The 12,813-nt window shown below is 32.8% G+C and carries 10 protein-coding genes; 7 read left to right on the forward strand and 3 right to left on the reverse strand.

Features of this window, described 5'->3' with window-relative positions; all coding sequences use genetic code 11:
• Window positions 1-619: 619 nt before the first annotated feature.
• From uvrB to ASJ80_RS04590, 5 genes are all read left to right on the forward strand, one after another.
• Window positions 620-2,575, forward strand: coding sequence for an excinuclease ABC subunit UvrB (gene uvrB / locus ASJ80_RS04570; protein WP_069585147.1), 1,956 nt, complete (start codon window positions 620-622; stop codon window positions 2,573-2,575).
• Entirely contained in the window at window positions 2,575-5,481 is a 2,907-nt protein-coding gene (gene uvrA / locus ASJ80_RS04575; protein ID WP_069585144.1) for an excinuclease ABC subunit UvrA, read from the forward strand. Before uvrB ends, uvrA begins: the two co-directional genes overlap by 1 nt.
• Before the next feature lie 227 nt (window positions 5,482-5,708).
• Window positions 5,709-7,796, forward strand: coding sequence for a CHASE4 domain-containing protein (locus ASJ80_RS04580; protein WP_083241047.1), 2,088 nt, complete (start codon window positions 5,709-5,711; stop codon window positions 7,794-7,796).
• Window positions 7,797-8,050: 254 nt separating this feature from the next.
• A complete protein-coding gene (locus ASJ80_RS04585; RefSeq protein WP_245837452.1) occupies window positions 8,051-8,893 on the forward strand; it encodes a DUF362 domain-containing protein in 843 nt (280 codons plus the stop codon).
• Window positions 8,894-8,939: 46 nt separating this feature from the next.
• Window positions 8,940-9,554 carry a PrsW family glutamic-type intramembrane protease gene (locus ASJ80_RS04590; RefSeq protein ID WP_069585140.1) on the forward strand — a complete coding sequence of 205 codons (615 nt, stop codon included), beginning with the start codon at window positions 8,940-8,942 and terminating at the stop codon, window positions 9,552-9,554.
• Between the two features lie 122 nt (window positions 9,555-9,676).
• Here ASJ80_RS04590 and ASJ80_RS04595 read toward each other — a convergent pair whose 3' ends face one another.
• The 3 genes from ASJ80_RS04595 to ASJ80_RS04605 all read right to left on the reverse strand — a co-directional run bounded on the left by ASJ80_RS04595 (window position 9,677) and on the right by ASJ80_RS04605 (window position 11,092).
• Window positions 9,677-9,913, reverse strand: a complete 237-nt coding sequence (locus ASJ80_RS04595; protein ID WP_048082561.1) for a TRAM domain-containing protein — start codon at window positions 9,911-9,913, stop codon at window positions 9,677-9,679.
• Between the two features lie 298 nt (window positions 9,914-10,211).
• Window positions 10,212-10,397 (reverse strand): 4-oxalocrotonate tautomerase DmpI, encoded by a 186-nt coding sequence (gene dmpI / locus ASJ80_RS04600; protein ID WP_069585138.1) that lies wholly within the window; start codon window positions 10,395-10,397, stop codon window positions 10,212-10,214.
• Window positions 10,398-10,450: 53 nt separating this feature from the next.
• The gene (locus tag ASJ80_RS04605) at window positions 10,451-11,092 is read right to left on the reverse strand and encodes an NAD(P)H-dependent oxidoreductase (RefSeq protein WP_069585136.1); all 642 of its coding nucleotides are present in this window, start codon (window positions 11,090-11,092) and stop codon (window positions 10,451-10,453) included.
• A gap of 206 nt (window positions 11,093-11,298) precedes the next feature.
• On the opposite strand from ASJ80_RS04605, the gene ASJ80_RS04610 reads away from it, so the two are divergent.
• Together ASJ80_RS04610 and ASJ80_RS04615 are read left to right on the forward strand one after the other, a co-directional pair.
• Window positions 11,299-11,940, forward strand: a complete 642-nt coding sequence (locus tag ASJ80_RS04610; protein ID WP_069585134.1) for an exopolysaccharide biosynthesis protein — start codon at window positions 11,299-11,301, stop codon at window positions 11,938-11,940.
• 182 nt (window positions 11,941-12,122) lie between these two features.
• Entirely contained in the window at window positions 12,123-12,548 is a 426-nt protein-coding gene (locus tag ASJ80_RS04615; protein WP_069585132.1) for a hypothetical protein, read from the forward strand.
• Window positions 12,549-12,813 lie beyond the last annotated feature (265 nt).

The following is a 12,813-nucleotide window of genomic DNA, read 5'->3' on the forward strand; positions in this document are numbered from 1 at the left end:
TAAATTTATAATTTACGCGGTTTGGAAAAATGCATAGCACTCGAAAATCTACGATTTTCGGTGCCATACGAAACGTAGTTTCGTGGCTCCAAACACGGAGTGTTTGAGAGCATCGAAATCTAAAATTTCGATAGCATGCGAAAAACTTTAAAAAACCGTTGGTTTTTGAATGCACAAACCAAAGGTTTGTAATCTTTGTTTTTCGCTGTAGCAATTTTTCTTCAACCTTCAAAAATTCCTCAACCTTCGTTATACCATCAATTATTTATATCATACTTCCCAATATTAATAAAGTTATTTTCTTATAAGTTATAATAATATATATAAAAGTTATCTTTTTTTCAAAAAAGAGGAAAGAGAAATAAAAAGATTTAGGCAAGTATCTAATAATAAAACAATATTAAATAGATTAAAACGAATAAATCAGAAATTAAAATACTTATAAGGTGATTTAAGTATCAGAGACGGCTTTGTGTTACAGCTCCAAAATAACATTCAGGGCACCTATTACTTTTCTAATGCTCTTACTCAAAACCTATTTTATATCAATACAAAACTTAAACTATCAAAAGATTTTAGAAAAATATTAAAATACCCTTTTTAAATAGAGGAAAGAGAAATGACAGGATTTAAACTCAATTCAAATTATAAACCATTGGGAGATCAACCAAAAGCAATAAATTCGCTTGTAAATGGTATAAATGATGGATTAAAGCATCAAACACTACTTGGAGTTACAGGATCCGGAAAAACATTTACCATGGCAAATGTAATTAAGGAAGTAAATAAACCCACATTAGTCATGTCACACAATAAAACACTTGCTGCACAGCTTTATGAAGAATTTAAAGAATTTTTCCCTGAAAATGCTGTGGAATATTTTGTAAGTTATTATGATTACTACCAGCCAGAAGCATATATTCCACATACAGATACGTTTATAGATAAGGAAGCCAGTATAAATGACGAAATAGACCAGATGAGACACTCGGCAACACAATCACTGCTTTCAAGGGATGATGTTATAGTAGTTTCAAGCGTCTCATGTATATATGGTATTGGATCTCCTGAGGACTATGGAGATCACTTGCTACATATGAGAGTTGGAGAAACGATGGAACGAGAGGAAATACTATCAAAACTCGTCCATATCCAGTATGAAAGGAATGATATAGATTTTACAAGGGGAAAATTTAGAGCTAGGGGAGATGTTATAGAGATATTTCCAGTTCACGGGTCACTTCCTGTAAGGATAGAACTCTTTGGAGATGAGATAGATGGAATATCTTATATAGATCCTTTGAGGGGAAATATAGCTAAAAAAATCGATAGAATAACCATATTTCCTGCAAAGCACTTTGTTATTTCGGATAGTAAAATGCAAAAAGCATTAAAAGGAATTGAAACCGAACTGGAAGATAGGTTAACTATTTTAAGGTCTCAAAATAAATTACTGGAAGCACAACGCCTTGAACAGAGAACAAGGTTTGACATGGAAATGCTTCAGGAAATGGGATATTGTCCTGGAGTTGAAAATTATTCGCTGCATTTAAGCGGCAGAAAATGGGGCAGCATGCCTCACACGCTTATAAAATATTTTCCGGAGAATTTTTTAACTATAATTGATGAATCCCACGTTACAGTGCCTCAAATTGGCGGAATGTATGCGGGAGATCGTGCACGTAAGAATTCACTTGTAGATTATGGATTCAGGCTTCCATCGGCCCGTGAAAATCGCCCACTCAACTTTGAAGAGTTTGAAAGTATAATGAATCAGGTGATTTATGTTTCGGCAACTCCTGCAAATTATGAACTCGCAAAAAGTCAGAATACTGTAGAACAGATTATAAGACCTACAGGACTTATTGATCCAAAGGTGATAATCAAACCAGTTAAAGGACAGGTAGATCACCTTTTAGGGGAAGTTCAAAAAAGGATTAAGAAAAATCAGAGAATACTGGTAACTACATTAACTAAAAAAATGGCAGAGGACCTTACAGATTATTATGCAAAAATTGGAGTTAAAGTAAGGTACCTCCATTCAGAAATAAGTACGCTGGAACGTATTGAAATTATCGATGACCTCAGACGTGGTGAATTTGACTGTCTTGTGGGAGTAAACTTACTCAGGGAAGGACTGGACCTTCCAGAGGTATCTTTAATCGGAATTCTTGATGCAGATAAAGAAGGATTTCTCCGTTCTGAAACATCACTTATACAGACAATAGGGCGGGCAGCAAGGAACGTAGAAGGAGAAGTAGTTATATACGCTGATGAAATCACAAAATCTGTAGAATCGGCAGTTAGAATTACTAATAATAGGAGAAAACTGCAGATAGATTATAATAAAAAGCACAATATAACACCAAAAACTGTGGTAAGATCCATTAAGGAAAAAGAGAAAAAGGATAAAATTGAATTAATAGATGATATTGAAAGCATGCCAAAAGATGAACTTCGCTTACTTATTAAGGATTTAGAGCAGGAAATGACATTGGCAGCAAAAAAACTTGATTTTGAAAAAGCTGCAAAGCTTAGAGATAAAATCAGCATTCTAGAAGGGGTTTCAAAGTAATGAATACAAAGAAAGATAATATAACCATAAAGGGTGCAAGGGAACACAATCTTAAAAATATAGATGTTACACTACCAAGGGATAAATTCGTTGTAATTACAGGACTCAGCGGTTCTGGAAAATCATCCCTTGCATTTGATACAATTTATGCTGAAGGGCAGAGGAGATATGTGGAATCTCTTTCAGCTTATGCGAGGCAATTTTTAGGGCAGATGAAAAAACCTGAAGTTGATTATATAGAAGGACTTTCTCCTGCTATATCCATTGACCAGAAAACCACTAAAGTAAATCCTAGATCAACAGTAGGGACAGTAACAGAGATATATGATTATTTAAGGCTTTTATATGCACGGATTGGTATTCCACACTGTTACAACTGTGGAAAACCTATAGCTCAGCAAACTTCAGGCCAGATAGTTGATAATATCTACAAAGAAGAAGAAAAGACTAAAGTACAGATCCTGGCTCCTGTTGTTAAAGATAGGAAAGGAGAACATCAAAAAATGTTCGAAGACCTCCAAAAAAAGGGATTTGTAAGAGTAAGGGTTGACGGTGATATATTAAGTCTGGATGAAAATATTGATCTTGACAAGAACAAAAAACACACCGTTGAAGTCGTTGTAGACAGATTAGTTATAAGATACGATGTTGATTTTAAAAGGCGACTTGCCGATTCAGTTGAAACTGCTCTTGAGCTTGGTGAAGGCTTAATAGTAGTGCTCTACGAAAAAAATGGCGAAAAGGAAGAAAAAGTATTCAGCGAGCACTTTGCATGTACGGACTGTAATATAAACTTTGAAGAAATAAGTCCCCGGACATTTTCATTTAACAACCCGCACGGGGCATGTCCAGAGTGTAATGGGCTTGGAAGTAAAATGGAGATAGATACAGACTTAGTAGTCCCTGATAGTAGTTTATCACTTGAAGAAGGGGCAATCCTCCCATGGAGTAAATCCAAGAACAAGGATAATTACTACCACCAGATGCTTGAAGCAGTTGCAGACTGCTATGGGTTTAACATGGACATTCCCTTTGACGAATTACCTAAAAAATACCAGAACATAGTTCTTTACGGGTCATCTGAAAGAATCGATTTTACATTTAGACGAAAAGGAAGAGTGCACCATGTAAAACGGAAATTTGAAGGTGTAGTAAAGAGAATGGAACGTCTATTTATGGATACCAAATCAAATTACATGAGAAGTTACATAGGACAGTTTATGAGTGATAGGAAGTGCCCTGCATGTAATGGTACAAGGTTACGCCCTGAGAGCAGATCTGTTACAGTAGGTGACAGGACTATATCTGCAGTTGTGGCAATGCCTATAAAAGAGTCATATAAATTCTTTGAAGAGCTTGAACTTACAGAAATGCAGCATTTCATTGGAAAAGAAATCCTAAAAGAGATAAGGGAACGTTTAAGATTTCTATCTGATGTTGGGCTTGATTATATTACCTTGGATAGGTCTTCTGGTACACTTTCTGGAGGGGAAGCCCAGAGAATTCGTCTTGCAACACAAATAGGCTCTGGTCTAGTGGGAGTTCTTTATATACTTGATGAACCAAGTATTGGACTGCACCAGAGGGACAATACTCGACTTATTGAAACGCTGAAAAAATTGAGGGATATTGGAAATACTCTGATTGTTGTAGAACACGATGAAGAAACTATACTCTCTGCAGACTATGTTGTGGATATAGGTCCTGGAGCAGGTGAGCATGGTGGAAGGGTAACTGCAAGTGGAACACCACTAGAAATAATGAATAATCCTGAATCAATAACAGGAAAATATCTATCTAGAAATGAGACTATAGAATTTCCAGAAGAGCGTACAAAACCTAACGGGAAGTTCATTACTGTAAAAGGTGCAAGACAGAATAACCTAAAAAATATAGATGTAAAAATACCTCTTGGGGTATTTACATGTGTTACTGGAGTTTCTGGCTCTGGAAAAAGTACTTTAGTAAATGATGTGCTTTATAAAGGTCTTTATGGGGAATTTAATAGAAAGCCTATAACTACAGGAAAACATGATGAGATCACAGGGGTCTCTAATATTGACAAGGTAATTATAATTGACCAATCCCCAATTGGACGTACTCCTAGGTCGAATCCAGCTACTTACACCGGCGTATTTACATATATCAGAGAAATATTTGCTGAAACTCTTGCATCTAAAAAGAGAGGTTATAAACCAGGTAGGTTTAGTTTCAATGTAAAAGGCGGACGATGCGAAGCATGCAGTGGTGATGGAATAATTAAAATTGAGATGCACTTCTTGGCAGATGTATATGTGCCGTGTGAAGTATGCAAAGGGAAGCGTTACAACAAGGAAACTCTGGATGTGAGGTATAAAGGTAAAAACATTGCAGATGTGCTGGATATGACAGTTGAAGAGGCACTTCACTTCTTCAGAAATGTTCCACGTATACAGAAAAAACTTCAAACCCTTGATGATGTTGGGCTTGGCTATATTAAACTTGGACAGCCCGCAACAACACTTTCAGGTGGAGAAGCCCAGCGTGTGAAACTTTCAAAAGAGTTAAGCCGGCAGAGCACTGGTAAAACCCTTTATATACTAGATGAACCAACCACAGGACTTCACTTTGCAGATATTAAAAAACTTCTCCAGGTTCTTGGTAGATTAAGGGATTCTGGAAACACAGTCCTGGTCATAGAACATAATCTGGACGTTATAAAAACAGCAGATTATATTATAGACCTGGGCCCCGAAGGAGGGGATGAGGGAGGTCTTGTTATTGCAGAAGGTACTCCTGAAGAAGTTGCATTAAGCGGTACATATACAGGAGAATTTTTAAACAAAATTTTAAATGAAAAACCACTAATTTCTGCCATTGAAACTGACGAGGACATAATCTCTGAGGGGTCTTCGGGTAACAAGTAAATTTAATCTGTAGTTTGTAGAATATTCTAAAAAGTAAATTTACTTTTTTTAACTTATTTATTTCATCTCAAACTTCTTTTTTTTGAGTATAAGTTTGTATGATTTGTTTAAAATCGTATAATAACCTATTAAAACTATTAGTTTTATTAATGAAAGATTTTAATATAACACTAAATAGTGTCAGTGATGAAAAGTGTATTTCTAAGATCTAAAGTGTGTGTGCAACAATGAAATTACGAGAGAAAACACTGGTACTCCTTGGAATAACAATAATATGTTCAATTATTGTTATATACATGGCTTCAAATGTTGTTTTAATGGGGGGATTTCAAACACTTGAAGAACAGAACACACTCCAGAATATCCAGCTAGCTACAAATATGCTTTCAGGCGAAATTTCTGATTTAAATAAAACTATTAATGACTGGGCAGTCTGGGATGACACCTATATCTTCATACAGAATCATAATTCAAGATATATACAAAGTAATCTTTTAAATTCTACTTTTACTGGTTTGAAGCTTAATCTGGTTATTTATGTTGATAATTCAGGAAATATTGTCTATGGCAAAGAATTCGATCTTCAAAAAAAGGAAGAAAAACCTGTTTCTGCAAGTATTAAGAAGTATATATCTAAAGATAATATTTTACTGAGCTCGCAAGACGGTGTAAAAGGGATCATCATGCTTCCAGAGGGACCGATGATAATTGTTTCACATCCCATTTTAACTTCAAATGGAGATGGTCCAAGTAGAGGGACATTAATCTTCGGCCGATATTTAAATGATGTTGAAATTCAGCATTTATCTGGTGAAATACAGTCTTCTCTTACATTGGTTAGTTACAACGATTCAAATATGCCTGCGGATTTCCAAACTGCACGTGATTCGATGTCTCAAAGTTCTCCATTTTTTATTAAAGCAATAAATGATAGTTATATTGCTGGTTATGCTCTTATAAATGATATTAATGGAAAACCTGCATTTATTTTAAAAACAGAAAGGCCAAGAGGTTTTTATAAAGAATATCAAAATACATTATCTTATTTTATAGCATCACTATTAATAATATGCTGTCTTCTTGCTGTAATAACTCTAATTTATCTGGATAGGTCTATACTCTCTAAATTATCCAGATTTAGTAGGGATATTTCTATTATAGGTAAAAAAGGTGATCTCTCTACACGTATACTTACTGATGGAGAAGATGAACTTTCATCTTTAGCAGAATCAATTAATGGCATGTTATCCCGAATAGAAACTTCACAGGATCAATTAAAAAAATCAGAACTGGAATTTCGCTCTTTGGTGGAACTAGCTAATAATTCAATTATTTTAACTGATAGCAAGGGTAAAATTATTTTATGGAATAAAAGTGCACAACGTATGTTTAGATACAGTGAAAATGAGATTTTAGGAAAGCCAATTTCAATTTTATTTCCAGATGAATACCATGAATCTTATCAGAAAGTGATGGATAACCCATATAACTCTGCAAACTCTCAAAATATGGGAATAATCTGTGATTCATATGGATTTAAAAAGGATAAAAGCAGGATCATGGTGGAAATTTCACATATTTCATGGAAGATAAAGAAGGAGAAGTTTTACTGTGCAATTATAAGGGATACTACTGATAGTAAACAGGCAGAAAATGAAATTAAAGAATCTTTAAGAGAAAAAGAAGCGCTGTTAATGGAAATTCACCACAGAGTTAAAAATAATATGCAGATAATTTCAAGCTTGTTATCCCTTCAAAGTAGATATATAAAGGATAAAGACGCATTTGAAGTTTTTAAGGAAAGTCAAAATCGTGTTAAATCTATGGCCATGATTCATGAAAGGCTTTATAATTCTAAAGGACTTGCAAAAATTGATTTTGCAGGATATATTAAGAATCTGGTAGATGATCTGTTTGATTCTTATGGAGTTAATCATGATGATGTTAAGATCGACATCAGTGCAGATAAGATTTTTTTAAATGCTGATACTGCAATACCTGTTGGTCTTATAATAAATGAGCTTGTAACTAATTCTTTAAAATACGCGTTTCCAGCTGAAAATAGTGATCATGAAGAGAACAGGATATACATAAAATTTCATAGGAATAATAAAAATATTTTATTAGTTGTGGGGGATACTGGTATAGGGCTTCCAGAAGATGTAGATTTACAACATTCAGAAACACTGGGTTTACGTCTTATACGCTCATTAGTAGACCAGATTAATGGGACAGTTGAACTTCGCGGTAACGGTCAAACAGAATTCCGAATTATTTTCACGCAAATTGAGCAAAATAGTCCAGTAAACAACTAGTATATTAAATTTCAGGAATGATATTTATTCTTAATTTTATGCTTTTTTAAGGCTCTATTAATCTAATTAAGTTATTAAATCATTGTTTTTTAAATAACCAAAAATAAATTATGTCTTTAGATACATAATAAGACTATCTTATTTAAATTATGGAGATGTTATTTGCCTGAGGAGGTAATCTTATAGGTCAAAATAAGAAGGGTAAAGTATTTTTAGTTAAAACTAAAGATAGATACTCAGGAATAAATAATTTAATGGATAATTTTAAAATAGATGAATTTTCAGGGGATAAAGTTGCATTAAAATCTAATTTTAACAGTGCTGATCCGTTTCCAGCTTCAACACACATTGATACACTTCATGCAATAATTAAAAAACTGAATGAATCTAATATCACGGGTTTAACTTTAGCCGAGCGTAGTGGAATGGGTAACACCCGCCAGGTACTTGAGAAAATGGGAGTTTTTGAATTATCAGATAAACTCGGCTTTGAAGTCGTTGTGCTTGATGAAGAAGATAGAGATGAATGGGTGAAGGTTGAAAAAGAAGGAACTCACTGGGTTAAAGGATTTTATATATCAAAACTATTTCTGGAATCTGATAGAGTTGTCCAGACGTGTTGTCTTAAAACACATAGATTTGGGGGCAATTTTACATTATCACTTAAAAATTCTGTTGGAATTGTTGCAAAAAGACTGCCTAACGGTTTATATAATTATATGGCTGAATTACATGTGTCTCCCTATCAGAGACTTATGATTGCTGAAATTAATAAGCACTACAATGTTGATCTGATAGTTATGGATGCTATAAATGCTTTTATAACAAAGGGACCTGAACAGGGAGAAGTTGTGGAGCCAAATCTTATTCTTGCATCCGCTGATCGAGTGGCAATGGATGCAGTAGGGGTTGCAATCCTTAGAAGTTATGGTGTTAAGACTGGTATTAGCAAAGGCCCGATTTTTGAGCTGGATCAAATTCAAAGAGCTGCAGAGTTAGGAATAGGAGTTAAATCCGCGCAGGAAATTGAATTAGTTCCATTAAACGATGAGAGCTACGGCGATGCAGAAAGCATAATGAAAATACTTGAAGAATAGATCTTTTACTTTTATATTTTAAAATTATATTGGGAGTATTTATCATATGCCTGATGCTCGAGATGATAAAATAAGATATTATCAAGATAATTTAATTATAGAACCACATAGGCCCAATTTAAAAGAGAAACTTTTCTTTTTACTTTCAGGGATAATAGTTAGTATTCCTATAACTCTTCTTTTTGGATCATTTACAAGAAATTTTTTAGATGTTTTCCCTTCTTTTTTTGCCAGTCTAATTTCAATAATTATTTTTACTCCATTTATTGAAGAGTTTGCCAAAGCATACCCTTTATTTTATAGACATGGTGAAACTGAAAGATCCATTTTTATTTTAGGATTCCTGGTTGGTCTAGGATTTGGTATAACGGAATTTATACTGTATGTATTCGTACTTAATATACCTGTAATAGTGAGACTGCCTGGAATTTTATTTCATGCATCAGTCACGTCTATAGTTGCATATGGTATTGCCAAAAAGCGGCCTTTAAAATTTTATTTAATTGCTGTTGGTTTACACATCTTGAATAACTTTTCAGCAATGATTGAAACTGGAGATATTGGTGTTATTGTAGCTAATGTTGGTGCTTATTATCTTTGTTTGATGTTTTACTTTAAGACTACTGAGCAGTTTATTGATGGTAGTTATTTTGTTGATTAACGATTAAAAATAGATATTTCAATAAAATACAGTTAAATTAAGCTTTCTAAAACTAAAAAAATAAAATATTATAATTTAAAAAAAAAATTAAGTTTATGAAATAATGACTTTCATGAATTTAATTATTCTACTATTTCAGCAAAACCAAAGTTTCTTCTTATAGAAGTGATTTTAATTTTGACTTCATCGCCTATTTTGGCGCCCGTTACAAAAACAACAAATCCTTCTATTCTTGCGATTCCATCGCCGTCTCTTCCAAGATCTTCAATTTTAACATCGTATTCTTCACCTTCGTTTAAAGGAGAAGAAGAATTTCCTCTATTTGAGTAATTATCTCTTCCGTAATTATTATTAAACAATTCATCACGTCCTAAATAAGGCCATAAAAATGACCTGTAATACAGTTTGATTTATAGGTATATATAGTTATGCTATTTTTTTAATTTAAAAAGAATTTATAAGCGGTTATAACTGCAGTATATTCTAAAAATTTAACAAATTTATTTTAATAAAAATTTTTCAAAAATATGGGGTATCTTGAAGATTTTAGTTAATTTAATACCTTTTTAAGACAGTCTAATCAAAATTTGAAATTTTATAAAAAAATATATTTGAAAAATTCAGGTAAATTATTTTAGATTTTATTATTAAAAAATATTATTTCCTGTTGCATAACAGAATATTTCCTGTGCCCACGTTTTCTGCTTCAACTTCTCTTATTATAGTCACCATTGCTTCTACGGGCAGCCCCATTATTTTACTTGCACTTTCTGCAATGGTTTTTACAAGTTCTTCTTTTTGTTCTTTAGTTAATTTAGGTCCGTCTATTGTAATTACAGGCATGATATCACTCCTTAAATTTATTGGATAATTGTTTATTTTTAATGCTTAAATATTTATAGAGAATTTATTCTTTCTTTGAACTTTTCAAGCTCTTCTTTTACATGTTCTTTAGATGTCATTGCTGGGCCGTATATACCAATAGAAGGAATTATTTCAAGACCGGTCACTTCAAGAATATTGTGGGTTATAAATTTAAAGATGTCATTTAAATCGCCGTGGGGACCTTCAGAGGAATATACTTCTTTAGGTGCACCTGTTGTAAATGATAGCATTGCTTTTTTACCTTTAAGTAAACCAGTGTCATACATCTTTCCTTCAGCTATATTGTGGACAACTCCTGGCAGGAATACCCTATCGAACCAGCCTTTTAAGATTGCAGGGGGTGAAGACCACCATACTGGGAACTGGAAAATTATCATATCTGCCCATTTCATTTTCTCTACTTCGTCTTTGATGTCCTGAGATAGCGATCCTGTTCCGACTGCATTTACCTGTTCCATCATTGGATTAAATTGCTCAGCATTTTGTCTTTGCGAAAAATCATTTTCATCAAGGACTGCTTTAAATCGCATTCTATATAAATCAGATATTTTAACTTCATGACCATTATCCCTTAATGTTTTAGCTGCAAGGTCTTTCATAACTCCATTTAGAGAATTTGGCTCGGGATGTGCAAAAATAATAAGTACATTCATACTATCAACCTCATTTTTTAATATTTTATGTACCTAAAAATTTAAATTCTTTTTGATGCATTATCAATAATAGCTGCATTTTAAAAAGAAAATAAGAAATTAAATGGATATTATAAAAATCAAAACTCTGTTTAAATAATTTAACTTAAATTAAGAATATTTTCTGATTGTTATAATTAATGAATAAAATTCTATGGTGACTATAATTGTCTGAAACTAAGTCTAATGAATGTTTTTCAATATCACTGGAAGATATATCTTCTAAAATCCCGAATGAAGGCATAAATATAAGAGATTTCCTTGATTTAATGGGTGATCGAGGGGGGTTGATTATATGTTTAATTTTGGCAACTCCTTTTTTAATACCTGTATCTATTCCAGGATCCAGCATACCCTTTGGACTTGGAATTATGTTTATTGGAATAAGCAGGATTTTCAACAGGTATCTAATACCTAAATTTATTATGGAATATGTACTGCCGAAGGATACTCTTTTGAAGATACTAAATGGAACCATGACGGCTTTAGGAAAAGTAGAGAAATATATTAAGCCTCGTTTTTTAGTATTGAGTAAAGGCCCTGCAATAAGTCGCTTTAGTCTTTCTCTAATGGTATTTACTTCGTTTTTACTTATGCTACCTTTACCCGTACCATTAACAGACAGTTTGCCAGGATATTCAATCTTTTTTTTAGTTTTAGGTATCCTTGAACATGATGGCTACTTTATTTTAGCAGGATATATACTGACAAGCATTACCACTATTTACTTTAGTCTGATATTTTTATTTGGTTATGCTGGAATAACCTTTGTTTTATCCCATTTTGGGATATACCTGCCTCAATTTTAGTTTTGAAATATGTTCTAAAATATTTCCAATTATATTCTATTATTATTCGATATTTTTAGCTTTTCTATTCTATTAAAGAGATTTACAGAGTATTAATGTCAATTTCCATATAATAAAATGTATATATTAAAATATTATATTAATATTGTATTTTACAAAAAATAGAAATGAAGGGGATACAAATGAATAAAAATTTGGTTTTAATGGCATTAATAATGTCTATGTTTGTTGGTCTTCAAATTGCTGAACCTGCTGCGGCAGCTAGTATGAAGGTTGTAGATCATGGATCTATTAAACTTAAGGATTACTACGGCAACCCATGTACTTTTACGTGGAAGACATATCAAATTAAAACAAGCTATGTAAAGATGGTAGGGCATGCATATTCACCAAAAACTAAAAAAGAAGCTTATATGTATGTTTATATTCAAAAAATCAGCAAAAATCTGGTTAAAATTTCAGGAAAAGATGTTTTGAAGTATTCTGGACATACAAAAACTATTAAAATACCTACTGAATATGGTTACTCTAAATTAACAGCTGCACAATGCTACTGGAGATACTTTAGGCCATCATTACTGTCTATCATAACTAAAACAATGTCTTAACAAATATTTTATTATCTATTTTTATATTTTATAAAACGCTCATGTTCACAAAAACTGTCGGTCTTCAAAAATTTTCGATTTTTGAAACCTCGAAAACAAAGCATTCGAAAATTTACAATTTTCGATGCGTCAAATCAAAGATTTAACAGTTTTCGAAGGTTTTTGTGACCGTAAAAATCGCAGCGGACAAATACTTCGTATTTGTCGCGTCAAAATCAAAGATTTTGACAGCTTGCAAAATTCATAGAATTTTGCAGCCCAAAAA

This window comes from Methanobacterium bryantii (assembly GCF_002287175.1).
Lineage (GTDB): Archaea > Methanobacteriota > Methanobacteria > Methanobacteriales > Methanobacteriaceae > Methanobacterium_D > Methanobacterium_D bryantii.

Bases quoted from the DNA above. Each gene is read 5' to 3' on its own strand.
- uvrB (WP_069585147.1), top strand. From the start codon at position 620: ATGACAGGATTTAAACTCAATTCAAATTATAAACCATTGGGAGATCAA.
- uvrA (WP_069585144.1), top strand. From the start codon at position 2,575: ATGAATACAAAGAAAGATAATATAACCATAAAGGGTGCAAGGGAACAC.
- ASJ80_RS04580 (WP_083241047.1), top strand. From the start codon at position 5,709: ATGAAATTACGAGAGAAAACACTGGTACTCCTTGGAATAACAATAATA.
- ASJ80_RS04585 (WP_245837452.1), top strand. From the start codon at position 8,051: ATGGATAATTTTAAAATAGATGAATTTTCAGGGGATAAAGTTGCATTA.
- ASJ80_RS04590 (WP_069585140.1), top strand. From the start codon at position 8,940: ATGCCTGATGCTCGAGATGATAAAATAAGATATTATCAAGATAATTTA.
- dmpI (WP_069585138.1), bottom strand. From the start codon at position 10,397: ATGCCTGTAATTACAATAGACGGACCTAAATTAACTAAAGAACAAAAA.
- ASJ80_RS04605 (WP_069585136.1), bottom strand. From the start codon at position 11,092: ATGAATGTACTTATTATTTTTGCACATCCCGAGCCAAATTCTCTAAAT.
- ASJ80_RS04615 (WP_069585132.1), top strand. From the start codon at position 12,123: ATGAATAAAAATTTGGTTTTAATGGCATTAATAATGTCTATGTTTGTT.